Genomic DNA, 25,727 nt, shown 5'->3' on the forward strand with positions numbered 1-25,727 from the left:
CAGAGGCCGTGCAATCTGGTGTGAATGGCCACCCAACCTTCCGCCATGCAGCGAATCTTCAGCAAGTCCTTGACCTCGCCGTTGAAAGCAGCACGGCCGGCGGTTATCGGGATATCCCGATAACCGCACAGCTGCAGAACGCATAATCAACAAAAAGGAGAGCAATTGCTCTCCTTTTTTGATCTGCAATCTACCCTTGTATACTCCGTGAAAACTATGGACAATAATTAGAACTAAATCTCTAGTTATAAATGTAGTGGTAAATATTCTTTTCCAAACACCCAAAGAAACATCGGCACGATGTTGAATGCAAATTCTATTTCAACTCAAATGCCCTATAAGACTTAATGTTGCGCAAAAATGCGCCAAGCAGTACTAATACATCAACAAAATTTATAATATAAATACACACCAATACTTACGCATACTTCGGTGTTTAGATTTCATTATTCCTAAACGAAACATTAAAGACAATTATAACTAAATCTTTCCCTTAATTATCTGCAGTGAAGCATTGCGATTATCTTTGAGTTTAATTATTCAGTGCATGCAATTTTATTTTGAGTCTAGCCGAGGATCTTGTGCCAGTACCTCCTGAGCTTCTTTCAGTTGCAGTAGAGCAATGTTCTGAAACCATCATGGTTGCAGATCATGAAGGTACAATTGTCTATGTGAATTCGCAGTTTGAGAAAGCGACCGGATACTCCGCAGAATACGCTGTTGGTCGAAATCTGGACTTCCTGCGCTCCGGTAAGACACCACGCGAAACCTTTGATGATCTCTGGACAACCTTGAACCATGGCAAGCCATGGGAAGGTGAGTTCATCAACCGGCGCAAGGATGGCTCCGAGTACGTCGAGCACTCCAAGATCTCTCCGGTTGAATGGCAAGGTGGCAGTGCGAACAAGAAGTACTATCTGGCGATCAAGAAAGACATCACGGCTAAAAAAGAGAGCGAAGAGGAACTTTCCAAGCTCGCTTACACCGATGCTCTGACTGGCCTGCCAAACCGCGCGCACTTTCTGCAAGAGTTGGAAAGCGCTGTTGCAACGACCAAGGATGGTTCAAACCAGTGCGCTGTCATTTATATGGATCTGGATCGTTTTAAAGAGATCAACGATACATTGGGGCATGACGCTGGCGATCAGTTCCTGGTGCAGGCCGCTAAGCGCTTTGAGAGCGTCTTGACCGAGAATGCCCTGCTCTCTCGCCTTGGTGGTGACGAGTTTGTCATTTTGCTGCGAGATACTTCCAACGCGGAAGCCGAAATGACGGTTCACCGTCTGGAGACAGCAATGGTCGCCCCGATTGATTTGGGCGAGCAATCTCCAATTCTTTCTGCAAGTATCGGCGTTGCTGTGAGCCAGCTGGCAAGTGCGTCCAGCAGCACCATGCTCAAGCAAGCCGACATTGCCATGTACCATTCCAAGTACAACAATCTCGGCTTCAGCTTCTACACCTGTCAGATGGAAGAAGCCGTCGTTCGCAAAGTTCTGATTTCCGAAAAGCTCACAGCTGCTATTGAGGAAGGCAACTTACGCCTCAAGTATCAGCCAATTGTAGAGCTGAAGAACGACAAGCTTTACGGCGTTGAAGCATTGATGCGTTGGGAAGACCCGGACCTTGGTGCGATCTCCCCCTCCGAGTTCATTCCGATTGCCGAATGTCAAAATATGATCGACGACATTTCAGACTGGCTCTTCCGCGAGACAGCTTGCCAATATCGTCAATGGGTTGCTGAAGGGTTCGAGTTCGCAGGCCGCATCGCAATCAACCTTTCGGAACGAGAGCTGGCAAAGCCAAATCGTGTGGTCGAGATTCTCGCTCTGCTGCAGAGCCTGGAAGTTCCACCAGAAATCTACGAGATTGAATTGAGTGAGTCCGCATTCATCAACGAAACAGGCCATACTCAAATCAATCTAGATGCCCTTGCCAATGCTGGCATGATCATCGCCATTGATGACTTTGGCACCGGCCACTCTGCGCTTTGGCAACTACGTACCCAAAAGCTGGACAAGCTCAAGATTGATCATAGCTTTGTGCAGAGGATGGAAACAGATCAGGCCACACGCGATATTGTTGAAGCAATCACCGCGATGGCCAGCCTGCTCGATCTGAAGGTTATTGCAGAAGGCGTTGAAAACCTGACGCAAGTTGACCTGCTCAAAGATATCAAATGCTGCTATGCGCAAGGCTATCATTTCGCCAAGCCTCTAACGGCAAAAATCTTTGCCACTGACTGGCTTGGAAAGGCTCAGGCAGTCGCCTAAGCCTTTAGTTCCGCGAGTTCAAACTCACGACCATCTTCACCCAGAGAAAACTCCGCATAATCCTTGATGGCTTCAGCCACGGCAGGTCTGGACGCGTCATCAATGTGGTACAGCAGCCAGCGACTGCCTGCTTTTCGCGGCAAGTCTTTTACATCTGCCCAGGAGCCATGCCCGTTTGCAGCAGTCATGTATTCGCATTCTATGAAGGCAAGGTCCGCCTGTGCAGCAAGCAGCTCCCCTTCTGGAGACAAAAGGCCATCGCCTGAATAAAACAGGGTTACAGTTTCGCTTTTGAGCTGCAGGCTGCGGTTTGGAACTGAATGATTGCTGGCGGTGGTCGCCGCATTCCAAGGCCCAACGACTGCCAAGTCCTCAGAATCTTGCCAGTGGAGGTCAAACCCCAGGTCTTTTTCCGGCCAGTACGCAAACTCCATAAGCCGATACAAAGCCTGATGCTGAGAAGCCTGACGAAAGATGGTCAACGGCTTCGAGCGCTTGAACGATTTCATGTAATTGAGCAGCGTTGTTAAACCAAGACAATGATCCGGATGGCAATGCGAGATGTAGATGCAGCTGATATCTTCAGCTGTCATGCCATTTGCAAACAACGCCTGAGGCACGGTTGGGCCGCAATCAATAAGAAGCTTGAACTCACCTTCTGAGATCAACAAAGATGAGTTCGTTTTTTGCGGATCATACGCGTCGCCACAACCAAGCATTTTCACATGCATACTGTTCCCCCTCGCAGTGATCCCCCAGTTTTAAAGCAGAGAGTTTTAACAATCAAAGCATTATGCCGAACTGGTGGCTGATCTACGCCGCTCCCCCCAAGACTTTTTCCCGATGCCACATATAAATGGCGGACCCAAAGATGACGGCAGCGCCAACAAGAGTCAGTCCGTCAGGAAACTCACCAAAAAACATCAGTCCAATCAGCATCGCCCAAATAAGGCTGCTGTAACTGAAGGGTGCGATGGTTGAAGCCTCCCCAAAAGAAAACGCTTTCACAATAGCGTAGTGCCCAAAACCAGACACCGCGCCGATCAATGCCAGCAAAGCCCAACCCTCCAGATCAGGTGCCTGCCAGAAAATCGGCGTAAACAGGGAGGTGACGACAGCTCCCAGCAGAGCTGTATGAAACAGCACAGTCGAGGGACTATCAAATTTACTGGCGTACCGCGCCACGATATGACCTGCGGAATACACTACAATGGTCGCTACAGCGATCAACGCGCCAAGATCAAGTACACCTGCACCCGGTTTTACAATCAACAGCGCTCCGATGAACGCCACGAGAATTGAAGCCCAACGCCGCAAACCTACCTTTTCGCCAAGAATTGGAACAGACATGGCCGTCACCATCATAGGAGAAAGCAAGGCAATGGCGTGGAGCGTTGCGACGGGGATAAGCTGCGCAGCAGCGACCGAACCGATTGTCATAACCAAAACAAGAATTGCACGCAGATACACGACTGACCCGTTGTTGGGTGTGATCATGGTTTTCACGCGGGGCGCCAAGAAGATCAGCATGAACAGCAGATGGAAAAACATCCGGCCCCAGACCACCTGCAGCACCGGATAGGACAAAGACAGATACTTGCCGACACTATCGACAATGACGAACATAAACATGGCTGCCACCATCCAAAGGATGCCAAATTTAACGTTCCCCTGAGCTGGGGCATGCGAAACCATCTCACTCATAACTGGCCTGCGAATTCCGGGACTATGCCGTTGTTCCCGCAGAAATTGGCCAGCGAGCGACACATCGTTTGATTTTGTGAGAAGGTGCTGAAACTCATGTCCAGACACCAAAGAATAGATTGCCACCTATCGCAGTTTTTCTTGGTTTTCTATGACTTTCTGCCGCTGAATGTTGAATAAATTGCAGCGTTTGGCAGATCTATTTTTTGGGCACCAATTGTTATTGTTTATTACCAAAATGACGCGCAGATATATTTGTAAATTACTCAGCCTGTGAGCAACTTTCTACGCCCATCGCTTCCATAGACACCTTTCTCTCCCAAGCAAAAGAAGATCCTACAATACGTGAATCAGCCGTGCGGGTTGACGAAGCCTGAATCTTCATTTAACAATTACGTTAATTAAAGAGATGGTGAAATGAATACACAAACCAACTTGCCGGAAGTATTTGGAGCTTTGGCCGACCCAACGAGGTTTGCCATTGTCGAGCGACTTCTCAATGAAGGAGACTTGCCAGTCGGACAACTGGCTGAACCCTTCAAGATGTCTGCTCCGGCCATATCCCGGCATCTTAAACTGCTTGAAAGCGCTGGCCTCATCGAACGACGCATCGAAAAGCAATGGAGGGTGTGTGCATTGAAAAAAGAACGTTTTGCAGACCTGCATCAATGGATCGAGCGTTACCGAGCCTTCTGGAACACCAGTTTCGACCGATTGGAAATGTTACTCGATAAACAGCAAGGGGAAGACAATGACGGCAGCCGATAGCATGACACAGGAAGAAACCACACTGCGCATCACACGGGACTTCAAAGCTTCTCCCGAAAAAGTCTTTGATGCCTGGACAAATCCAGAGATGCTCGTGCAGTGGTGGGGCCCTGAAGGTATGACCACACCAGAATGCGAAATGGATGTACGCACAGGTGGCAAATGGAAAACCACTATGACATCCACCAAGGAAGGCGGAGCTTATACGGTTTCGGGCATCTACAAGGTTCTGGATCGTCCTAACCGCCTTTGCTTCACATGGGGCTGGATAAATGATGGCGTTCGCGGCCACGAGACAGACGTTGAGGTCACCTTCGAGCCGATCAAGGATGGCACCCGGATGATCATGTTACAAAATGTATTCGCCGATCCAGAGCAGACCAAAAACCACAACCACGGCTGGAGCAGCAGCTTCAACGACCTGCAACGCTTCGTCGAAAGCTAAGACGCTCTCCCCTCCTAAAAAGCGCCCATTCACGATCCGATATCGTGGGTGGGTGCAGCACCTTCAAAAGCGAGTTACCAACCAATTCAACAATGCGGGCATGAGCTGGTGATCGAATTCTTCTGGGCCCTCCATCACGCCGAATACGTGATCTGTGTTGATGACAGCAAGTTGCTTTGGTCCCGAATGGCGACGCAGCCAGATTTCACTGACAGTTGGTTGAGGGAAAATGACTCGGTCATTTATGGCAGCAACGACCAACATCGCTCCGGCAAAGCCTGATTGCTCCAGAACTGGCGGAACTTCGGGCAAGTCGTGAAAAAACCGGGCTTTAATCTGAATCTTGGTTCCCCATGGAAACTCCGCGGAAACCAATCGATCTGGATCTGATAAGGCCGAACAGGTTCTGACTTTCTCACCAACCAAATGCCGGAACGTCTTCCTCGGGTGCACAGTTGGCGCCAGTAAGGCAATGCCATCAAGATCAGGCCGTTTGGTTGCTGCGCAGCCAGCTATGTAGCCACCCTGGCTCCATCCAACCAGGATGAGTTTTGAAAATGAAAAATGATTTTGCCTGCGGACCCAATCAATAACTGCAACAGCATCATCTCTCTGGCTATCGAATGTATTATCTTCCCAAGCCCCGTCACTGTTACCAGACCCACGAAAATCAATGCGCAAGGAAGCATAGCCAACTTCGGCTAGTATACGAGCCATACGAGAGTAGATGCCTTCCTCTGTCCCCTTGATCGCCAGCTCATCACGGCTTCCATGAAAGCCATGCAGAAGGATCAATAGGGGAGTCTTTGCCTCCGTCGCACCAGCGAGTGTCCCGATAATCTTTTGCTCTCCGATTGGGATCGCGACTGTTTGCTCTTTTAGTTTTACATCCAGCACCTTGCTTGCCCTTAAACTTCCATCATATTGCGGCACAAAGCTTAGTGGAACATTGGCAAAACTATACTGAAAGTTATTCAGCTGCGGACAGCTGCCTGGTGTAAGCAGCTGACCAAGCTCAGCTTTAAAGCTGCGTGTCAAACCATCCTAAGATAGCCGGAACAACGCTCTCATCAATCATCTGAGGGCCTTCAAACGCACTCCAAACATGATCGGTGTCGAGCACGACGAGTTTCTCTTCCCCATCATGATAAGCCATCCAGGCCTGGCCGATTGCAGGCTGTGGTGTGATCAGGGCGTCTTTAAGCCCCATCATCACAAGCAATGGCCCGTCATAGTGCGCCATCGCTGCCAATGGACTGGTGACAGGCATTTCCTGATAGAACCGGGCTTTCAGTGTTGTTTCAACACCCCATGGCAAGCTTCCTGTGACCGGCATTTCAGGATCAGCAGTCATCGCGTTGTTCACCAACTCCGTTCCGAAGAGACCCGTAAACGTCACCAACGGATTGGTTGCGGGCGCCATTAAAACAACGGTGTCTACATCTGGTCGTGCAGCAGCTGCATGGCTGGCAACAAGTCCACCCTGGCTCCACCCAATCAGCGCAATCTTAGTGCCTTTGAATTGCTCTTGAGCACGTACCCAGTCAATGGTTGTGACAGCATCCTTAATCTGCCCGGAGAACGTTGTATCCTCCCACTTTCCATCACTTTCGCCTGAGCCTCGAAAATCTATCCGCAGCGATGAAACACCGCTTTCAGCCAGCAAGCGTGCCATACGAGAGAAGACACCTTCTTCAGTTTCCTTTACAGGTAACTCGTCACGCGTTCCGGTAAAACCATGCAACAGAATTGCTATTGGGGCGTTTTCTTGTGCTGCGGTCTCCAAAGTACCGACCACACTCTGGTTGTCGATAGGAATGGAGACAACACGTTCTGCTGCACCTGCAGCTTGCATCATAAACAAGTTGATTAAGCCCAATACCCCAACGCTCGATGCAATAAACTTATTCGACAAATACATTTCAACTATCTCCCTCAAAATTCTTTATTCAGAAACACGCAATAGTATAACCAGAGTATAACCAGCAAAATTTGCTCAGCAATGGTTGAAAAACTCAACGCCATTTAGATCAAGTAAAACACGGAGTTCCTCTTGCTAATCCCGTGACAAATAAGGGAATATAGCCACATCAATCAGGGGAGGTGTTTGGTATGGCTAACGGGCGCAATGTGCTCTGGATCATGTGTGATCAATTACGGTTTGATTATCTGAGTTGCTATGGTCACCCGCATCTGCACACTCCACATATTGACAAACTTGCGGAACGAGGTGTCCGGTTTAACCGCGCTTATGTTCAGTCTCCCATTTGCGGTCCATCTCGCATGAGTTTCTATACCGGGCGTTATGTGCGCTCTCACGGCAGCACGTGGAACGGCATACCGCTTCGTGTCGGGGAGCCAACGCTCGGGGATCACTTGCAAGAGATTGGCGTGCGCAACGTGTTGGTTGGTAAAACCCATATGCGTGCAGATTCTGACGGCATGGCCCGCCTCGGCATCTCTCCGGAAAGCTTCATTGGTGCCCGCGTTGCTGAATGCGGGTTTGAAGTGTTCGAGCGAGATGACGGACTTCACCCCGATGGGTTATACTCTCCAAATCCGCAATACGACAGTTACCTCCAAGCCAAAGGATACCATGGCCCAAACCAATGGGAGCAATGGGCGAACTCCGCTGAGAGCCAGGACGGTGAGATCCTCTCCGGCTGGTTGCTTGGTCACGCAGACAAACCAGCGCGGGTTCAGGCTGAACATGCTGAAACGCCTTACATGATCCACCGGTTCAAAGACTTTGTTGCCGTTGCTGGTGAAGAGCCATGGTGTGTGCATCTTTCACTTATCAAACCTCACTGGCCCTATATCGTTCCAGCCCCCTACCATGACATGTATGGGGCAGATGATGTTCTGCCTGTCGTTCGCTCAGATGACGAGAAGCAAGATCCGCATCCTGTGTTTCAGGCCTTTATGGGTGAGCGCGTTTCCATGGCGTTCTCCAATGATGAGACCCGAGCTAAAGTCATTCCTGCCTACATGGGCCTGATCAAACAGATCGACGATGAGATCGGCAAGCTCATGGCGTTTCTCGACGAAAAGGGCCTGACAGACACCACCATGATAGTGTTCACCTCCGACCATGGGGATTACTTGGGCGATCATTGGATGGGCGAGAAGGAGCTCTTCCACGAACCATCCGTCAAAATTCCGCTGATCGTTGTTGATCCAAGAGCAGAGGCTGATGAGACACGTGGCACCGTCAGCGAAGAGTTGGTCGAAGCAATCGATCTGGCTCCGACCTTTGTCGAGTTCTGTGGCGGTACGCCCAAATCAAACGTGCTTGAAGGCCGCTCTCTCTTGCCATTGCTGGAAACTGTCGAACCTGTTCAGTGGCGCGAGTTTGCCATTAGTGAGTACGACTATTCCATGCGCAATGCGCGGATGGATCTTGGGTTGCCGGTGGCAGATTGCCGCCTTGCAATGATCATGGACAAGCGGTGGAAGTTTATCCATGCGGAAGGTTTCCGCCCTATGCTCTTTGATCTTGAAGAAGACCCTCAGGAGCTGAATGACCTTGGCGCTGATCCCGCATTTACTGCAGAACGGGAACGCATGAGCGAGGCTTTGTTTGCCTGGTACCGCAAGCACCACACTCGCATTACGATGACCGACGAACAAATCAAAGCCAACGCAGGCAAAGAGCTTCAGGCCGGTATTCTCATTGGATATACCGATGAAGAAGAGTTGGAAGAGGCCAAACGCGAGCAAGGCCTCCTCTGATTGCATGGAGAGGGAGCTTCGCAGCTCTCTCCGTTTACAGCTTCAAGAAGCGTGCGATTTCTTCAAGAATGTCCTCATGGATCTGTGCCCGATCAGTTCCTTCAGGGTCATCACATACCGGATCATCATTTTCAGCTGCCAGCACGGCAGGCCCTTCTGGCTTACACTCCGCCAGAAATGTGAAGTGATGTCCGGGTTTGACGACAGCAAGGCTCGCATTTTCCAGCTTAGCTACTAGGTTACTGCCTTCTGGTCCCACATCAGCCGCCTTCCAAAGGTTCTCTTCGCCAATGTTTAGTAAGAGCACAGGTTGCTTAACCTCCATCAGGCTTTGCTCGTCAATGACATAAGTAAAGCCGGGGTCGACGGCAATAGCGGCGGTAACCCGACTATCTCGTGCCTCTTTTGAAAAGCCTGCAGGCAGCCTGGAAAAAGCAACGCCGCCCTTGGAGAGAAAGACGCAGTCTGCTTGTCCTTTACCAATCCCGTTGCAGTACTCGTTGTACTGATCGCCCTTAAACCGCAGACCTGCCAGGTTCAGTGCGGTCGCCCCCCCCAAAGAGAACCCAAGTGAGCTGATGCGACTTTCATCGATATAGTCTGCAAAAGCCGGATCATTCAGAAGCTCATCCAGTGCTGCCGTCAGATCCTTAGCACGCTCATCAAGGCGCAGCGACCGGCGGGGTGAGGAATCGCCGGAGGTGCTGCCCGGGTGGTTGACTGCGAGGACAATTGCGCCTTTCAGTGCCAGTCCGGATGACAGCCATGAAAGCCCATCCATGTTACCGCCAGAACCATGCGAGAGCACAATAAGTGGATGCTTGCCTTCTTTGATTGCGGCGCCAACATAGGCGGAGGTGCCCTTAAACACCGCGTTGTCGCCAATCACATTGCGGTAGGTTGGTGTTTTGATCGGATACCACACAGACGCTGCAACAGCAGACGTGCGATGAGAAGCCGATACGGTAAGGCGGTCATAGCCCGCAATCTGCTGATCCGCCAAAGCAGACGTACAGGTCATTGCTAAGAGTGTGCCAAGAACCAGAGTTTTCATGTTGCTATCCTTTGTTGTGATAGCAACGTGGTAGGTGGCTCAGTCCTTTAGAGCGTCCTGAAACGCGAATTAGGTCTCCCATATCGTGTTTCAGGACAAAGGAAGTATCAAGTGCGCATCTCGCTGTTGCTCAGCGGCCCGTTGCGCAGCTCGGTGATATACTCGGTCACGGCGGAAGACAGCGATGCAATCTGCTGGTTCATCTCAACCGCAGATCCGATCACATGCTCAGCAGCATTTTCCGTTTCATTCGCATAAGTCGAAACATCCGCTACATTGCTGGCCACAAGCCGTGTACCAGAATAAGCTTCGGCAATGTTCTGAGCGATCTCGGTGGTCGCTTCTGCTTGCTGTCTTGCAGAGAGCGAAATGGAATCCGTGACGCTTTCGATCTTGGAGATGGATTCTGCTACCTGCTTAAACGAGACAACTGTTTCCGCGGTAGCTGACTGGATGGCCTCAATCTGACCGGAGATCTGACCGATCGCATCAGAGGTCTGGCCTGCCAGATCCTTTACCTCACCAGCTACAACGGCAAAGCCTTTGCCCGTTTCCCCTGCCCGCGCTGCTTCAATCGTCGCATTGAGCGCCAGCAAATGCGTCTGCTCGGCAATGGAACTGATGAGTTCCACAACATCGCCGATGGTCTCGGCGGCAGCGCTCAAGCTGCTGATCTTGGTTTCGCCAGCTTCAACTTCCTGAACAGCGGTTCTGGTGACATCAGCGGTAAATTTCACCTGATTGCCGATCTCTGCGGCAGAGGCAGAAAGCTCCTCAACAGCAGCAGATACGGTCTGCACATTTGCGGATGTCTCTTCAGACGCCACGGTCACGGCAGATGCGCGCTGAAGGGTCAGGTCGGCGGATTGTTCCATTTGCTGCGCGTTGTCGCTCATGTTCTGGCCCGAGCTGGAAAGCAGGTCCGTCGCATTGCGGGTCAGCTGTTCAAAGGCATCGGTTTGACCAGAAAAATCGCAGATCCGGTTTTGTACCTTCGCGATCGCCTCATTCACCTGAGTTGCATAAACCAGAAACGAGCCTTGCAGCCCGCGCGTGACGACACGCCGATAATACTTGTTCGCTGACAAAGCGTGCGTGGATGCCACCATTTCGCGAATAAAGGAATCTGTCTTGTCAGTGGAATAGTTCACACTCGCAAGCAGGTCCTTCAACTCTCCATGATCCATTCCCACAAGAGTGCGTGCTTCCAGATCACCACTTGCCTGCAAGGTTGCAATTTCAGTCACATGCTTCAGCACGCGCCGTACCTTAAGCACGAAAAACAGTGAGAGCACCGCTGCCACACCTGCCAGACCAGAAAGGATTGAAAGCAGACTGCTCTCTCCTCCCATTCCTAGAAGCGCAATTCCAACGCAGGTTGCAGCCGTCAGGCAACTCAGGAAGACACTCTTAGAGAGTGAGGATAAATTCATCATAGGTCACCCGATTATCGGAGAGGTAGTTCGCCAGAAACTCAGAGCTGTTGTGTTGCCCGTCTTTCCGGCTCTTTGGAGCCTGCTCCATCTCAATGAGCTGCTGGTAGAACGGAATGATCGCGTCATTGAGGATCTTTCGCTCTGGCACTCTGCGTGTTGAATGATATCCGATGATCTTTCCTGCATTGTCGAAGGTGGGAGTCACATGGGCGAACACCCAATAGAACTCACCGCCCCGGCAAAGGTTCTTCACATATGCGAAGACCTCCTGCCCATCCGCAATCCGCTTCCAAAGAAGCTCGAAGACGCACCGAGGCATGTCTGGATGACGAATAATGCTGTGTGGCTGACCTATGAGTTCCTTGTAGGAGTATCCCGCAATCTCGCAAAAGATCTCATTACAGTACGTAATGCGGCCCTTTAGGTCAGTCTTGCTAACAATGATGTCTGCCTCACTGAATGTTTTTTCAGTATCGGACAGATGTGCACCCGGCGACATAGCTGCCTCTATGTTTTTCTATTTCGTTACTTAAGTGAATAAAATTCAAGCAGACAGAATATGTATTTCATAAATTGACGAGCAGTTAATATAAAAAACGATTATTATTAATTCACCAAGTCATTCCTTAGTATATTCAGCATGCATATATTATTCTATACATATATATCAGAGTTTTGTATTTATCTTTGCGGCACAACAAAGACAAAATACTTACGTGTAATTCTATAAATTCGAACTATTACAACTCTAAAATGCTATTCCTCCTGGAAATATATAAATGAAATCATTTTGTTTAATCAGGTCAAAATAAAAGGCAGCTTAGAATATCTAAGCTGCCTTCCAATTTTCAGGATTTTGAGTGTGTTAGCCGACTTTAGCAACCGCAGTCAGGAAGTCATCAACTTCTCTGCCTAGCGCACGCGTACTTTCAGTCACCTCTGTAGAGGCTGTCAGCACACGTGAGGACGCGGTATTGGTTTCACTCACTGCATCAGAGACCAACGTCATATTCTCGTTTACGCTGGATGTTCCCACAGCAGCTTCCTGCACGTTGCGGCTAATCTCAGTTGTCGCAGCCCCCTGCTGCTCAACAGCCGTCGCAATTGCAGAGGTAAATGCGGTAACCTCATCCATTGTATGCGAGATGCCCTCGATGGAGGATACAGCATCTGTCGTGGAGTTCTGAATCGCAGAGATCTGGGAACTAATTTCCTCTGTAGCCTTGGACGTCTGGTTGGCAAGTTCTTTCACCTCAGCCGCAACGACTGCGAATCCCTTACCAGCTTCTCCAGCACGCGCTGCTTCAATGGTCGCATTCAAAGCCAGCAAGTTGGTCTGCTCGGCAATTGCCTGAATCAGCCCCACAACCTCACCAATCTTGACTGTGGCATCGGCCAGCTCATTAATGCGGTCGTTGGAAACGTGCGCACTCTCAGTTGCTTTGGCAACAACAGAGGTTGTCGCGCTCACCTGACGTGCAATCTCCTCAATGGAGCTGCTCAGCTCTTCAGCGGCAGCAGAAACCATCTGCACGTTGTTCGCAGCATCAGTGGAAGAGGCCGCTGCCCGCTCTGTCTGATCAGAGGTACCGCGAGCAAGATCTGCCATCACGCTGGCTGTCTCGCCCATCTCACCCATGCTGTCATTCACAGAGGTCAGCAAGTTTGCGGCTGTATTTCTGAAGTCAGTGATCAGCTGCTCAATCTCGCGCTGCTTTTCAGCGTCCTTTTCAGCAACATGTGCCTGCTCTTCGCGCAAACGTGCACGTTCCAAAGCATTATCACGGAAGACCTGAACCGTGCGGCTCATGTCACCAATTTCGTCTTTGCGCTTTGCGCCGGCAATCTCAACATCGGTATCGCCATTTGCCAGACGCTCCATGATGCCAGTCAGACGCTTGGTCGGACGAGTGATGGCAAGAGACAGGCCCAGTGCAATCAACGCACCAAGTACAAGACCAACAGCAACAGTCGTTGCAATCAGATTGGTTGCAAGGTCACCAGCTGCACTCGCATTTTCAGCCTCAGAGGCTGCAATGTCGATGATCTGACCCTGAACTGTTTCAGATTGCTCAGTGAGCTTTGTAACAAGGCTGGCAAGTTCTTTCTTACCGTTTGCCATTGAACCGAAACCAGAGCGGATCGCAGCGATTTCTTTGATGGCATCTTTAGACGCCTTCACGCCGCCTTCAATGTCTTTCACACCCGCTTTAAACTCGCGGCCCGCTGCGCCAAGCTGATCAATCTCCTTGGAGACTTCCTCAGACTTCACACCAGAACCTGCACGCAGGAAGGAAAGAGAAGACGAGCTCACAGCCAGTGTCTGGCGTGTGATGTTGGAGACTGAGGCCAGAGCGGCATCAACCTGCTGCTTACGATCAACCGCTTCAGCCTGCTTCCTGTTCGCATCATCAATAGAGCGATAGGTAAAGCCGATGACCAGCTGAGCCGTTTCGCCGAGCACATCAATACTTGCAGTGATGTCCTGACGCAGCGAATACATCTCGGAGAAGTCCGTAGAATCGCGCAGGGCTTTCAGCTTATCAACCAGCGTATCTGAAACGCCTGCCAGACTTTGAAGAACCTTGGCATCCAGATGTGACAGCTGGATTTTCTGCAGTTTCTTGATCTCACGGCGCGCTTTCGCAGCGCTGAGCAATGTCTTGCGCAGAGCGCCTTCTTCAGAGCTTGTTGTCGCCTTCACGAAGAAGTAGCGCATGTTCAGGGCCTGGCTCTGAATAGTCGCAACAAGACGGCCTGCTTTGTCAGCTTCTTTCAGCTGTTCTTTGGCCAGCTTGTCCTGCTCTGTTGCCGAGGCCGCAATCTTTGAGATGTCAGCCTGAACCTTTTTGCCAATCATCTGAAGATTGGCAACAGCAGACATCATCTTGGCAACCTGAGATTCCTGAATATCAGTCGACATACGAACACGACTGAACAGACCTTTCAGAGCCCGAACATTTTCGTGGGTCTCTTCAAAGGCGGTACCATCTTTGCCATCTGCAACAACCTGCTCGTGAAGAGCTTCCAGATCTGCGCCCAACAGATTCAGCTCATCAGCTGCAGCGGTTGCATCATACTTGCTCAAGCTGCGCAAATAAGTTTCGCGCGCTGATGTCGTATCATGCAGGCCCTGCATTAAACGCATGGTTGCATTTGTCATCTCTGTTTGCTTGGTGAGCTGAGAGATAGAAAAGATTCCGATCCCACCAGCTGCAGCGGAAAGCAAGAGTACAATAATGAAGCCACCACCGATTTTCATCGACAGCTGCAAATTCGTAAATAGCTGGAGGACCCGCCTCATGACCCGATTTCTCCCGAATAGAAGTCATTGCCCATGACTTGGCGGCATCCTAAGCTTGTAAATCTCAACCAGTGGTTAACCCGTGGGTATTTAAGGCATTAATTGAGTAATTTCTGAAAGTTTTATCGTTTTATGCGTTCGTCATCTATTTATTATAAGTGCAATTAATCATTACATTTTTAACAATCAAGAATCAGCAACCTGTAGTAGAAGTGCCTCAAGTGCAGTACGCAGATTGCCGGAGAGCGTTTGCGGCCTGCGTGTCGCACGATCTACGTACACATGCGTAAAAAAACCTTGTGCGGCTGCTCTCTCGGCATCTTGCGCAAACAAGGCCAGTTCGTATCGCACGGAGCTGTTGCCCAGGTGCCCGACACGCAGCCCAATATCGATCTTTTCCGGGTAGGCGATCTCAGAGAAGTACTGGCAGCCAGATTCCACAACCAGCCCTATTTCATCCCCCTCATATATGTTGAGGGCATCGTTTTCGATGAGGTAGGCGTTCACAGCACTATCAAAATAACTGTAGTAGACCGCATTATTGATGTGCCCATATACATCGTTGTCTTCCCAACGGGTTTGGACATCACTGAAGAACGCGTAATGTGCACGGGTATGCGCAGCCGGCTTTTTGGGTTTGTTCATAGTCTATGGTCTCCGCTTCAATCCGTTCTCAAAGAGCCTGCTGGTAAATCTTCAAGGCGCTGTCTTCATCCACCTCACGTGGATTATTCACCAGCAACCGCGTTTGCTTCATCGCCTCACTGGCCAGCTTCACGACGTCCTGCTCACCAATACCCACTTCGCGAAGCGTTGCTTCAACGCCCAGAACTTTGGAAAGCTCCGCCAACCGGTCTGCAAATACGCCGCCTCGATTATCCGCCGGAATTTCTGAAAGTTCCGGAAACACCAGAGGAGCAAGCTCAGCATAGGCCTGCGCACAGGTTGGCAGGTTGAACCGCATCACATGCGGCAGAACTAGCGCATTGGAAACTCCATGAGGCACATGGAAGATGCCGCCAATCGGATAAGCCAGCGCATGCACAGCCGCCACCGGAGAATTGGCAAACGCCTGCCCTGCCAACATGGAACCAAGCAGCATATTGGAACGCGCCTCTTTATCCAGCGGCGTGTTCACGGCCTTCTCGATATTCGCACCCAGCAAACGCAAGGCTTCTTGTGCTAGCACTTTGGACACCGGGTTGTTGTTTGCAGATGTCGACGTGTAGGCCTCAATTGCATGCACCATCGCATCGATGCCAGTTGCAGCCGTGACATGAGGCGGCAACCCAACTGTGAGGTCAGCATCCAGCAATGCCACATCAGGCAATAAGGACGGAGACACAACGCCCTTCTTTTCAGCCTCACCCGTCGTGATGATGGATATTGGCGTCACTTCAGATCCCGTGCCAGCGGTTGTTGGGATAAGGATCAGGGGCAATCTTTTCCCTTTAGCCATTCCAACACCGTAGATGTCAGCGAGCTGCTCTCCTCCCCCAACGAGCAGTGCGACAAGCTTGGCAACATCCAGCGAGGACCCACCACCCAGACCGATAACACTGTCCACATCAGCCGCTTTTGCTAATTCTGCAGCGTGCAAAACGATGGCTTCTGGCGGGTCGGCAACAACATCATCAAACAAGGTGACATCTATTCCAGCAGCTTCCAGCTGAGTAATCACAGGCTCAACAAGACCTGCCTTCATCAGTCCTTTATCACTCACCAGAAAAACACGCTTGCCGATGGTTTTCAGCGTGAGCTCATCCAACTTCTGAACCGCACCGGGCTCACATACAACGCTGGCCGCCGTGTTAAATACAAAGCCTGTCATTTCATTCCCCCCTCATTGCTCAGCGCAGGTGGCAGATTTGAGCAATGCAGCGAGAATGCCTCAGCCATCAAGCAAGGTCGAGCACAATTAAAGTCGTAACTGCTTGATGGAATGCTTAGACAACTTCCTCTGAAATCACGGGTTCCACGTCTGGCGCTTTGCCGAGGTTAAGCACGGCAAACAGCCCAATCAACGCTCCACCACACATAATAGCACCGCCCGCAAAGAAGGGCATGGATACAAACCACTGCTCTGCCAAAAAGGCGCCGATCGGAATCGCAATCAGCATGAGACCCGATTGCAACATCTCGCCAACCGAAGTGATACGTCCCAGCAAATGCTCAGGCGTTTGCTTAACAACGATTGCCCCAAACGGCACCGTGATAAAGCTGGTAAAGGCACCGCCAACGAACCAGAGAGCCATCTGTTCCTGCATCCCAAAAGGCACTGAACTGAACGGAATCCAGCCCACGACTATGGTGAGAGCACCCCCGAAGAAAGAGCCAATCACCATCAGCAGGTGCAAGTTGACACGATCTCCTACCTTGGCCGTCAGATAAGTTCCGATAAGCCCGCCAACGCCAATCGAACCCAGGATAGGTCCAGCCGCACTCTCTGGCTGACCGGTTTCCTTGATGAGGAGCAACAGGACAGCCTCATAAAGAAAGACGCTGAATATAAAGAGGCAGATGAGCGCCATGCCTAAAAGAAGACGCGGTGTTTTCCAAAGATAAGCCAAACCAACCTTGGCATCATTCACCACACTGCTTTTCTCGGTGTTTTCCTCCGAGGCATCGTTAGCATCCTTTTTCAGCACCCCTAACAAGCTCAGGCAAATCAGAGAAGCTACGGCAAAGCTCGCGCCCCCTAACAAGAAGACAGAGTGTGGGCTCCAGATGGCAAGCAAAGCACCACCCATAACTGGCGCAAAAATCTTGGTAGATTGAATGACGAAATGATCCACGCTCACCGCTTGTGTCAGCATGTTTGACGGCACGATTTTCTTCAACGCCAGTTGCTGCGCAGGCATAAAGGCGGCTGACACAGTGGCTTTGAGAAACACAAAAGCGATAAGGAGCGAAAGACTGGTTGCAAAGAAGAACATGCCAACCATCAACCCGGCTCGGATAAGCAAACCGGCGATCAGCACAGGGCCAGCCCCAATCCGGTCAACCAGAACACCGGCTGGCAGGCCGAAGATCACACGGGGCAAGGTCGCAGCCATGATGACACTGGCAACCTCGGTCGCACCCATTTCCCAGCTGTAGCTGACGAGCACCATGATAGCGATGAAATCAATCCAGTCCGCGAATGCTGCCGGAACAAGAACACCAAAAAATCGACGAAACGCGCTCAGCTTAAACAATGCCAACACGGAAGTATTTACTGCCTCACTCTGCGCCACGAAGCCCGCCCCAATTTCATTTGATTGATAACACCAGAAAAATCAGCGCACAAAATATCGCGCTCACCAAATTTGCAATCCCATCAGCTTAACCGAAGCCACCCCAGATACAAGGCGCGCATAGGTGAAGAAAATTGGCTGAAATACGGAGAGCAAACGAACTGCAGGTGAGAAATGAGGCTGGCTTTCTCAATCAGAGGTCAGTTTAACAAAACAAGCCACTCAGCTTGGCCAGATCAAATCTTATGGCCGTCGCCAGAGCTCTCGCCACTTAATATATCGAGGTGACGATCTAACCGCCGCCTGATCCGCTTTTTGTTAAGATAATCAACCTTATGAAGAGGCAGCAACTGATGATTCAGGTATGGTTTTACGTCAAAGCTCTTGATGTACTTATTGCCTGCAGCATCGAGAACTATGCCCATGTTTTCTGGCCTGTCGGCAAAACAGGAAACGTGGTTCTGACGTAAGATTTTAAAGTAATCAATCAGAGCGCGAATAAGTTCTTTGTCCTCAACGCGACCATGGCGACTGATGTAATCCCGGATACTGCGGATTTCCGGGTGCCAAAAGTTGTCGATCTTCTCGGTTAGCAAAGCAGGTCCGCGATCAGTCTCCACGATCCCATAGACTTTCGCGAAAGACTGGTGTTCATCCAAACCAACGTCTTGAATGTGCTGCCACCCCAGCAACTCATCCTGATTGCCGCTTAGGCGCTGCTTCTTGTAACCTAGTTTCGCACGCACTGACCGAAACAGATCTTTCAAAAATCCGCGGCTTTTGACTTTGCGCTCACCAGCCTCGTACCGGTCAAACTTCAGGAGCTTCGTTGGATCAGACGCACATTCATAAGTGTCACGGAATCCGCCCCCACGAATGAACTCTCCCACCTGAAACACTTGATCTTCCTGAAACACAATCAACTTTAAGCCAGTCTTTTTTGTAAATTTGAGCCACTTACATAACAAGTTATAATGGTTTGAAAAGCATCTTTCTTGCCACACATGCTTAAAGTATTGCTTCCAAAGATCTTTATTTCATCTGCATGCGCCTTAACCGGACTTTTCAGGGTTTGAGGGATAATTGGTTCAAAGACAAAACGGACACGAACTCCGGGAACCAGCAGGATGCAGATCTGCAGTGCGCGTGAAATTGCGGCCTTTGTGGAAGATGGCGACACCATCGTCATTGGCGGCTGTGGGCGGGGCCTTGCAACGCCGGAAGCTTTGCTGGAGGCCATTGAGCAGCGGTTTCTTTCGACAGGGCAACCCAAAAACCTATTCATCATCAACTCGCTCTCCATCGGAGATGGCGACAAGCGGGGGCTGAACCGGTTTGCTCATAAGGGAATGCTGCGCGGCATTATCACCTCTCACTTCGTTCTCACTCCTTCCCTCCAAAAACTGATCTCTCAAGACAAGCTGGAAGCTTATTGCCTTCCGGCTGGTGTTATTCAGCAGTTGATCCGCGAAATTGGTGCGGGTCGTCCCGGTCTCTTCACCCGCACCGGACTGGGGACGTTTGTTGATCCCAGACATGGCGGCGGTAAATGCAGCAAGTCTTCCAAGCATGAGCTTGTGGAACTGCTTCATCTGCATGGTCAGGAATACCTCCGGTACCGCCCGTTCAAGATCGACCTTGCTCTGATTTGCGGGTCTGCGGCGGACACGAAAGGCAATCTCAGCCTTGATGAAGAAGCCGTCACACTTGATTGTCTCAGTTTGGCGACGGCTGCGCATAACAGTGGTGGCCATTGTTTTGCGCAGGTTAGAAACGTGGTGCAGACCGGAAGCCTACCTGCCCGCTCTGTTGCGGTTCCGGGAGTGTTTCTGGATGCGATTGTCGAAGCCCCCGGCCAGACCATTGCCTATGACACGCCGTACAGCCCTGCTCTCAGCGGGGATATCAAACCCTCTCATACAAGAGTTCAAAACGAACCCAGCGAGATTGCCCGCAAGGTGATTGCTCGCCGGGCTGCGGAGGAGTTGATTGAAAACGCAGCCGTGAATATCGGCTTTGGCGTTCCTGCTGGCATTCGCTTTGCTGAGCAGCGCAAGCAGTTGGCGGAAAGGATCTGGCTCTCTTGCGAACACGGACATCACAACGGCCAGTTCCTGGGAGATTCTCTTTATGGCGCAGCTCTGGGGTCTGAAGCACTGCTTTCTTCACTGGATCAGTTTGATTTTTATAGCGGCGGCGGGCTGGATATTGCCTTTCTGGGCATGAGCGAAGTGGACCGGCATGGGAATGTGAACCTGTCCAAAGTGAATGGTAAAATCGTTGGGCCGGGCAGCTTCATCGACATCTCACAAAACGCCAGAAAGCTCGTGTTTTGCGGTTTACTGACGGGCGTGGATTCTCAGGTTGAGTACCGCAAAGACAAACTCAAGGTGACGCGCAATGGCACCCACACAAAGTTTGTGGAGCAAACAGACCACATCACCTTCAATGCCTTAAATGCCAAAACCAATGGGCAGGAAGTGCTTTATGTGACCGAGCGCGCCGTCTTCCAGCTGGGGCCTAATGGGCTAGTGCTGACTGAAGTTGCCCCTGGCATAAAGCCCAAGCGGGATGTACTGGCGCATATGGGGTTTGCCTGCAAAGTGGATGTGCAGCGCAAGATGCCGGAGCACATATTCAACGCATTGTAGCCGTTACAAACACGAATAGCACCGCACGGCTATGCCGGCAGTGTTGGAGCTTAAATTCCCGAAAGACGGGAGGAGCAAGGCGAGCAGGCAACACCTGCGCTACTTGTTGTAGTTAGTTTCTTCGGCATTGGCTGTCGCCTTGCCCGGGCATTTTGGTATGGACAACATCGCCTCTTATCCTGAAAGACACGATAGCCAGTTTCCTGGAAGGACAATGGCTTATTCAGGCAGGTTTCCCTGTCCAAACAGTTCCTTCATCCCTGACACGCACCACTCTGACTGGTTCGTGCCACCGCGTGATGCCCTTCAGACTTGGGCCCTTCCTCTCAAACCATGCGGTCACGTTTGAAAATCGGTTCCACCGGACCACTGAAAGATACGTTACTTCTTCCAGTAGCCCCACCCAGCCTACGACAAACTGACGGACGGTCCGCCAGCTGCCCGTTACGTAGGCATAAATTCAGAGTACGGGAGAAATTGGAAAGGGGAATAAGTTTGGGCTATCAGCAACTCACTTCAATGCAGGAAAAACAGCAATTCGCTTGCCGATTAAGCAGTCCGGCGCACCTTGTGCTCATTTCCAATACTGGGAGGCACACTCGCATAGTTGGGTGTTTGGAGCTGCACCGTTTGGTCGAATGTATCCCCCAGTCGTCAGCTCCAAACGCCTGCACGTTTTAGTCGTAAGCCGCTGTTACGATGACTTCCACCAGGAGTTCCTGAGAGGCAAGGCGGGCTTCACCGCACGCGCGTGCAGGCGCATGCCCTTCTGGCATCCATGCATCCCAAACTTCGTTCATTTCAGCAAAGTCACGCATGTCAGAAAGCCAGACGATAGCTTGCAGAATCTGCTCGCGGCTGGAGCCCGCTTCAACAAGCAGTTCATCAACACGGTGCAGACATTCTGCTGTCTGTTCTTTGATGCTTTCACCGCGCACGCCAACTTGGCCACACAGATAGACTGTGCCGTTGTGCTTAACGATCTTGCTCATACGCTGCTTGGTGTGCATGCGTTCAATCATGGTGCTATCCCTTTGGTTTCGGGGCTGAAGGATGCAGAGATCAACATCCGCTCCAACGCCCAATCTCAGCTGGATAACATGACTGAAACTGCTCTTAATTTCACTGTGACATTTGCGAGTGTCCAAGTATTTTCAAGAGGGCTGCGTTAAACCAGCTCTTCCTGCACCCGGTTTTCCAGGAACCACTGATAGGTATGACGAACTCCCTTATCCAGCGAGATGGATGGCACCCACCCCAACTGTTGCAGGCGAGCCGAGCTCATCAGTTTTCTCGCAGTTCCATCTGGTTTGGAGGTGTCCTGCGTAATGGCGCCTTGATAGCCCAATATTTTGGAGATGCGTTGCGCAAGTTCTAGAATTGAAATGTCTGCACCAAAGCCAACATTGATGTGCTCTTCTGCGGAGTAAGTCTTCAGCAGATGCACCAGGGCATCCGCGCAATCATCACAATGCAGAAACTCTCTGCGTGGCGCACCCGTTCCCCAGATCTCAAAGGATTCAGCTCCGCTCACTTTTGCCTCGTGCACCTTGCGCATAAGAGCCGGCAACACGTGGCTGCTTGTCAGATCGAAGTTATCGCCGGGTCCATACAAGTTGGTGGGCATGGCAGAAATGAAATCACAGTCGTATTGCCGCCTGAAGGCCTGACATAATTTGATGCCTGCAATCTTGGCGATGGCATACCATTCATTGGTGGGTTCCAGAGGACCGGAGAGCAAAGCCCCCTCCTCTATCGGCTGTGGGGCGTGTTTGGGATAAATACACGATGACCCCAGAAACAGCAGTTTTTGAACGCCAGCAGCGAAGGCTCCGCGAATGAGGTTGGTCTCGATGGCCAAGTTTTCATAAAGAAACTCGGCGGGGTACTCATTGTTTGCCCAAATGCCTCCCACTTTGGCGGCAGCAACAATCACGACCTCTGGCTTCGCCTCCTGCAAAAATGCAAGGGTTTCTGCCTGCATGGTAAGGTCTACTTGTGTCCGATCCGCAGTCAGAAGAGTGCAGTTTTCCCGTGCCAGCCGCTTCATGAGGGCACGACCAACCATGCCCTTATGCCCGGCTACGAAAACCGTTTTTCCAGTCAGATCAAAGTCAGTGGCTTGCGGCTCAGGCATCTTCAAGCACCTTGCTGTCTCTCACTTCCAGCAAGTCTGCCTGCACCATCTCCTCAATCAGTGTTTCGAGGGTAGTTTTTGCCTGCCAACCAAGGTTTTCCTTGGCTTTACTCGCATCACCAAGCAGCTCATTCACTTCTGAGGGGCGGAAATAGCGTGGGTCGATCTCAACAAGAATACGACCACTTGAAGAACAAACCCCCTTCTCATCAATGCCGCTGCCCTGCCATTCCAGTGTGATGCCGCATTTTGAAAACGCCAGTTCTGCAAACTTGCGCACGGAAGTCGTGATGCCTGTTGCCAGCACATAATCATCCGGCTCATCCTGCTGCAGCATGGCCCACATGCCTTCAACAAAGTCGCGCGCATGCCCCCAATCCCGGGTAGCCTCAATATTGCCCAGATACAGCTTGTCCTGCTGCCCCAGACTGATCGCTGCTGCGGCGCGAGTGATCTTCCGCGTTACAAAGGTTTCACCGCGCAGAGGGCTCTCATGATTAAACAAAATGCCATTGCTGGCGTGGATTCCGTAGGCTTCCCGGTAGTTGACCGCAATCCAGTAGGCATAAAGCTTGGCCGCCGCATAAGGGGAGCGCGGATAAAACGGTGTCGTCTCTTTTTGGGGCACTTCCTGCACTAAACCGTAAAGTTCTGAGGTCGAGGCCTGATAAAACCGCGTTTTCTGCTCTAATCCGAGGATACGGATCGCCTCCAGCAACCGCAAAACACCCAGCGCATCACTGTTTGCAGTGTACTCCGGCGTTTCAAAACTCACCTTCACATGAGATTGCGCACCGAGGTTATAAACCTCATCGGGCTGCACCTCCTGCATGATACGGATGAGGTTGGTGGCATCCGTCAGGTCGCCATAATGCAGGATGAAACGGGCATCATCCTCATGGGGCCCCTGATAGATCCCCTCAATCCTTCCCGTGTTGAAGCTAGAGGAGCGGCGTTTGACGCCATGCACCACATACCCCTTATCCAGCAGAAAGCGGCTTAGATACGCTCCGTCCTGTCCGGTAACACCTGTTATCAAAGCGGTTTTCTGCAAGGCCATGGCACGCTCAAAAATTTGAGGGAAACAGAGCATGAACCTAGAAGCAGATTGGTTGTTGTCGCAATTCTGAAAACACGCCCCTGTATTCTTTGGGTGTTTCTACAATCTGATGTTTTTAAACGGGTTTTGATTTTCACCCACAAAGATATCCAAGTCCCGTCAAAATTCACTGGCAATCCCGTAAAGCAGCGTGTATCAAGCTCGCCCTCCCAAATGCCTAGGGAGGTATCCCGAACCTGAAAACCCATTGGTGCCGCCAATTGCCTGGCAGCCGTCCACCTTTGCCTGACTTGAGGCATGATGAGAGGTCTAAAAAATGAACAGCGCATTCGCAGGCATTGATTTTGGAACCTCCAACTCAACCGTGGGCATCTTTTCCGGCGCAAGCCCTGAGCTTGTGATGCTTGAAGACGGCCACAGCGAAATGCCGTCCGCCATCTTCTTCAATTTTGAAGACGAGCAGATCGTTTATGGACGCAAGGCCAAGGAAGAGTACATCAGGGGCGATGAGGGCCGCCTTATGCAGGCGCTTAAAAGCGTTTTGGGCACATCCCTCATTCAGGAAAAAACGGCTGTCATGGGTGGCCGTATGGCATTCAGAGATATTATTGCGCTCTACCTGCGCCAGCTGAAACGCAAGCTGGATACACACATGCAGGAGAACGTTTCCAGCGTGGTTCTGGGGCGTCCGGTGCATTTCATCGATGGCAATGAAACCGCTGACCGTGCAGCAGAAAAAACGCTGGAAGGGATCGCCCGTCAGGAAGGGTTTGAGCACATTGCCTTTCAGTATGAGCCGATTGCAGCGGCGCTGGCCTATGAGCAAACAGTAACGCGCGAAGAGCTTATTCTGGTACTGGATATTGGCGGCGGTACCGCCGACTTTTCTGTCATTCGCGTTTCACCAGAGCGCAAAAACGCAGCAGATCGCACCAGTGATATCCTCGCCAATACGGGTATTCATATCGGCGGAACCGACTTTGACCGGTTGCTCTCACTTGCGCAGGTTATGCCGCATCTGGGCTATAAAACGCTGACCAAAGATGGCAAACGCGCCCTGCCCTCAAAATACTATTTTGATCTGGCAACCTGGCAGTTCATCAACCAGCTTTACTCGCCTAATATCCTGCGGGAATTGGGGGAAGTGCGCCGCGAAGCAGCGCAGCCTGATCTGGTGGAACGTCTGCGCGAAGTGATCCGCGCAAAAGACGGCCACATGCTGGCCACCCGCGTGGAGCAGACCAAGATCGACCTTTCCTCTGCAGAGATCGCAAGTCTCAAAATTGAGTTGGAAGAAGAAGACGTTCTGGTTGATGCAACCAACGCTGATTTCCATGCCGCTATCGGCCCATCCGTTGGCAAAATCGAAGCCACCATTCAGGAAGCGTTGAACAAGGCTGGCGTAACCGCAAATCAGATCAACAGCATGTTCCTCACTGGCGGTACAACCCGCATCCCGATGCTGCGCGAACACTTCAAGTCCTTGATGCCAAACGCGTCTGTGGTTGAAGGCAACGTCTTCGGCGCTGTTGGCCTTGGCCTTGCAGCAGATGCCCGCCGCAAGTTTGCCTAGGGTTATCGAGCCAGAACCATGCTGAGTGGAGCCTGCGCCTTGCTCAGCATGTTTTAGTTGATGACGAACGTGCGTACACCTTCCCAAAAAACATCAAGAGGCCACCGGGCCTCTTTTTTCTTGCCTCGTCTCAGCATGAACGAATAGCCCCTCCCCCGCTGCGGCGTAAGAACAAGATCCTTTGCCTTGTAAAAGGCGTTCCCCCCTCAAAAACAACACCCCCATATTTAAATCTACGTTATCTCTCTACCCTGATTTTGGAATTGTCACTTTCAACCAATTCAGGTTCCCTAGATGCAAATGTTAATGAATTCTTAAGAGGAGAGGTGCTGCCGGAGGGTGGATTGGGCGCCTTGA

General features: G+C 51.1%; 21 protein-coding genes and 1 pseudogene. 7 read left to right on the forward strand and 15 right to left on the reverse strand.

The features are described 5' to 3' along the window. Both PsAD46_RS28555 and PsAD46_RS11200 read left to right on the forward strand, forming a co-directional pair. Positions 1–146 (forward strand): annotated as a pseudogene (locus PsAD46_RS28555) (gfo/Idh/MocA family oxidoreductase); the annotation flags it as partial. A 435-nt stretch (positions 147–581) separates the two neighbouring features. Further along, a complete protein-coding gene (locus PsAD46_RS11200; RefSeq protein WP_063293501.1) occupies positions 582–2,270 on the forward strand; it encodes an EAL domain-containing protein in 1,689 nt (562 codons plus the stop codon). On the opposite strand, the gene PsAD46_RS11205 is transcribed toward PsAD46_RS11200, so the two are convergent. Both PsAD46_RS11205 and PsAD46_RS11210 read right to left on the reverse strand, forming a co-directional pair. Then, the gene (locus tag PsAD46_RS11205; protein ID WP_063306886.1) at positions 2,267–3,001 is read right to left on the reverse strand and encodes an MBL fold metallo-hydrolase; all 735 of its coding nucleotides are present in this window, start codon (positions 2,999–3,001) and stop codon (positions 2,267–2,269) included. The genes PsAD46_RS11200 and PsAD46_RS11205 overlap by 4 nt on opposite strands. An 82-nt stretch (positions 3,002–3,083) precedes the next feature. Further along, on the reverse strand, positions 3,084–3,974 hold the full coding sequence (locus PsAD46_RS11210; protein WP_063287666.1) for a DMT family transporter: 891 nt from the start codon (positions 3,972–3,974) through the stop codon (positions 3,084–3,086). A gap of 417 nt (positions 3,975–4,391) precedes the next feature. Between PsAD46_RS11210 and PsAD46_RS11215 the strand changes: the two genes are divergently transcribed. Continuing rightward, a complete protein-coding gene (locus PsAD46_RS11215; RefSeq protein WP_063306887.1) occupies positions 4,392–4,742 on the forward strand; it encodes a metalloregulator ArsR/SmtB family transcription factor in 351 nt (116 codons plus the stop codon). Next, on the forward strand, positions 4,726–5,187 hold the full coding sequence (locus PsAD46_RS11220; protein ID WP_208981796.1) for an SRPBCC domain-containing protein: 462 nt from the start codon (positions 4,726–4,728) through the stop codon (positions 5,185–5,187). The genes PsAD46_RS11215 and PsAD46_RS11220 overlap by 17 nt, the downstream gene beginning before the upstream one ends. A 63-nt stretch (positions 5,188–5,250) precedes the next feature. Here PsAD46_RS11220 and PsAD46_RS11225 read toward each other — a convergent pair whose 3' ends face one another. Both PsAD46_RS11225 and PsAD46_RS11230 read right to left on the reverse strand, forming a co-directional pair. Then, positions 5,251–6,084 (reverse strand): alpha/beta fold hydrolase, encoded by an 834-nt coding sequence (locus tag PsAD46_RS11225; RefSeq protein WP_063307052.1) that lies wholly within the window; start codon positions 6,082–6,084, stop codon positions 5,251–5,253. Between the two features lie 124 nt (positions 6,085–6,208). Beyond that, positions 6,209–7,108, reverse strand: coding sequence for an alpha/beta fold hydrolase (locus PsAD46_RS11230; RefSeq protein ID WP_063306888.1), 900 nt, complete (start codon positions 7,106–7,108; stop codon positions 6,209–6,211). A gap of 191 nt (positions 7,109–7,299) precedes the next feature. Between PsAD46_RS11230 and PsAD46_RS11235 the strand changes: the two genes are divergently transcribed. Next, the gene (locus PsAD46_RS11235; RefSeq protein ID WP_063306889.1) at positions 7,300–8,919 is read left to right on the forward strand and encodes an alkaline phosphatase family protein; all 1,620 of its coding nucleotides are present in this window, start codon (positions 7,300–7,302) and stop codon (positions 8,917–8,919) included. A gap of 34 nt (positions 8,920–8,953) precedes the next feature. Here PsAD46_RS11235 and PsAD46_RS11240 read toward each other — a convergent pair whose 3' ends face one another. From PsAD46_RS11240 to PsAD46_RS11275, 8 genes are all read right to left on the reverse strand, one after another. Next, positions 8,954–9,973, reverse strand: a complete 1,020-nt coding sequence (locus tag PsAD46_RS11240) for an alpha/beta fold hydrolase (protein WP_063306890.1) — start codon at positions 9,971–9,973, stop codon at positions 8,954–8,956. Positions 9,974–10,080: 107 nt separating this feature from the next. Further along, the gene (locus PsAD46_RS11245; protein ID WP_063307053.1) at positions 10,081–11,406 is read right to left on the reverse strand and encodes a methyl-accepting chemotaxis protein; all 1,326 of its coding nucleotides are present in this window, start codon (positions 11,404–11,406) and stop codon (positions 10,081–10,083) included. Then, positions 11,384–11,908, reverse strand: a complete 525-nt coding sequence (locus PsAD46_RS11250) for a PAS domain-containing protein (protein ID WP_063293494.1) — start codon at positions 11,906–11,908, stop codon at positions 11,384–11,386. The genes PsAD46_RS11245 and PsAD46_RS11250 overlap by 23 nt, the downstream gene beginning before the upstream one ends. Positions 11,909–12,274: 366 nt before the next feature. Beyond that, on the reverse strand, positions 12,275–14,671 hold the full coding sequence (locus PsAD46_RS11255) for a HAMP domain-containing methyl-accepting chemotaxis protein (RefSeq protein WP_208980592.1): 2,397 nt from the start codon (positions 14,669–14,671) through the stop codon (positions 12,275–12,277). A 228-nt stretch (positions 14,672–14,899) separates the two neighbouring features. Next, positions 14,900–15,358, reverse strand: a complete 459-nt coding sequence (locus PsAD46_RS11260; RefSeq protein ID WP_063306891.1) for a thioesterase family protein — start codon at positions 15,356–15,358, stop codon at positions 14,900–14,902. A gap of 28 nt (positions 15,359–15,386) precedes the next feature. After that, positions 15,387–16,544 (reverse strand): iron-containing alcohol dehydrogenase, encoded by a 1,158-nt coding sequence (locus PsAD46_RS11265; RefSeq protein WP_063306892.1) that lies wholly within the window; start codon positions 16,542–16,544, stop codon positions 15,387–15,389. Positions 16,545–16,659: 115 nt separating this feature from the next. Then, positions 16,660–17,949, reverse strand: coding sequence for an MFS transporter (locus PsAD46_RS11270; protein ID WP_063293491.1), 1,290 nt, complete (start codon positions 17,947–17,949; stop codon positions 16,660–16,662). A 236-nt stretch (positions 17,950–18,185) separates the two neighbouring features. Further along, positions 18,186–18,848, reverse strand: coding sequence for a YrbL family protein (locus PsAD46_RS11275; RefSeq protein WP_208981797.1), 663 nt, complete (start codon positions 18,846–18,848; stop codon positions 18,186–18,188). Between the two features lie 228 nt (positions 18,849–19,076). On the opposite strand from PsAD46_RS11275, the gene PsAD46_RS11280 reads away from it, so the two are divergent. Then, positions 19,077–20,600, forward strand: coding sequence for a CoA-transferase (locus PsAD46_RS11280; RefSeq protein WP_063287657.1), 1,524 nt, complete (start codon positions 19,077–19,079; stop codon positions 20,598–20,600). A gap of 677 nt (positions 20,601–21,277) precedes the next feature. Here PsAD46_RS11280 and PsAD46_RS11285 read toward each other — a convergent pair. The 3 genes from PsAD46_RS11285 to gmd all read right to left on the reverse strand — a co-directional run bounded on the left by PsAD46_RS11285 (position 21,278) and on the right by gmd (position 23,791). After that, entirely contained in the window at positions 21,278–21,622 is a 345-nt protein-coding gene (locus PsAD46_RS11285) for a RidA family protein (protein ID WP_063302983.1), read from the reverse strand. Between the two features lie 146 nt (positions 21,623–21,768). Continuing rightward, entirely contained in the window at positions 21,769–22,737 is a 969-nt protein-coding gene (locus PsAD46_RS11290) for a GDP-L-fucose synthase (RefSeq protein WP_063306893.1), read from the reverse strand. Further along, a complete protein-coding gene (gene gmd / locus PsAD46_RS11295) occupies positions 22,730–23,791 on the reverse strand; it encodes a GDP-mannose 4,6-dehydratase (protein WP_208981817.1) in 1,062 nt (353 codons plus the stop codon). The genes PsAD46_RS11290 and gmd overlap by 8 nt, the downstream gene beginning before the upstream one ends. A 322-nt stretch (positions 23,792–24,113) precedes the next feature. Here gmd and PsAD46_RS11300 point away from each other — a divergent pair, with 322 nt between their 5' ends. Then, positions 24,114–25,370 carry an Hsp70 family protein gene (locus PsAD46_RS11300; RefSeq protein ID WP_063293488.1) on the forward strand — a complete coding sequence of 419 codons (1,257 nt, stop codon included), beginning with the start codon at positions 24,114–24,116 and terminating at the stop codon, positions 25,368–25,370. Positions 25,371–25,727: the final 357 nt, after the last annotated feature.

Origin of the sequence: Pseudovibrio sp. Ad46 (assembly GCF_001623065.1) — a bacterium.
GTDB lineage: Bacteria > Pseudomonadota > Alphaproteobacteria > Rhizobiales > Stappiaceae > Pseudovibrio.

Coding starts and splice junctions, on each gene's coding strand:
- PsAD46_RS11255 (WP_208980592.1), bottom strand. CDS start 14,671: ATGAAAATCGGTGGTGGCTTCATTATTGTACTCTTGCTTTCCGCTGCA.
- PsAD46_RS11240 (WP_063306890.1), bottom strand. CDS start 9,973: ATGAAAACTCTGGTTCTTGGCACACTCTTAGCAATGACCTGTACGTCT.
- PsAD46_RS11230 (WP_063306888.1), bottom strand. CDS start 7,108: ATGTATTTGTCGAATAAGTTTATTGCATCGAGCGTTGGGGTATTGGGC.
- PsAD46_RS11300 (WP_063293488.1), top strand. CDS start 24,114: ATGAACAGCGCATTCGCAGGCATTGATTTTGGAACCTCCAACTCAACC.
- PsAD46_RS11215 (WP_063306887.1), top strand. CDS start 4,392: ATGAATACACAAACCAACTTGCCGGAAGTATTTGGAGCTTTGGCCGAC.
- PsAD46_RS11265 (WP_063306892.1), bottom strand. CDS start 16,544: ATGACAGGCTTTGTATTTAACACGGCGGCCAGCGTTGTATGTGAGCCC.
- PsAD46_RS11250 (WP_063293494.1), bottom strand. CDS start 11,908: ATGTCGCCGGGTGCACATCTGTCCGATACTGAAAAAACATTCAGTGAG.
- PsAD46_RS11210 (WP_063287666.1), bottom strand. CDS start 3,974: ATGAGTGAGATGGTTTCGCATGCCCCAGCTCAGGGGAACGTTAAATTT.
- PsAD46_RS11220 (WP_208981796.1), top strand. CDS start 4,726: ATGACGGCAGCCGATAGCATGACACAGGAAGAAACCACACTGCGCATC.
- PsAD46_RS11280 (WP_063287657.1), top strand. CDS start 19,077: ATGCAGATCTGCAGTGCGCGTGAAATTGCGGCCTTTGTGGAAGATGGC.
- PsAD46_RS11290 (WP_063306893.1), bottom strand. CDS start 22,737: ATGCCTGAGCCGCAAGCCACTGACTTTGATCTGACTGGAAAAACGGTT.
- PsAD46_RS11285 (WP_063302983.1), bottom strand. CDS start 21,622: ATGATTGAACGCATGCACACCAAGCAGCGTATGAGCAAGATCGTTAAG.
- PsAD46_RS11205 (WP_063306886.1), bottom strand. CDS start 3,001: ATGCATGTGAAAATGCTTGGTTGTGGCGACGCGTATGATCCGCAAAAA.
- PsAD46_RS11260 (WP_063306891.1), bottom strand. CDS start 15,358: ATGAACAAACCCAAAAAGCCGGCTGCGCATACCCGTGCACATTACGCG.
- PsAD46_RS11235 (WP_063306889.1), top strand. CDS start 7,300: ATGGCTAACGGGCGCAATGTGCTCTGGATCATGTGTGATCAATTACGG.
- PsAD46_RS11245 (WP_063307053.1), bottom strand. CDS start 11,406: ATGAATTTATCCTCACTCTCTAAGAGTGTCTTCCTGAGTTGCCTGACG.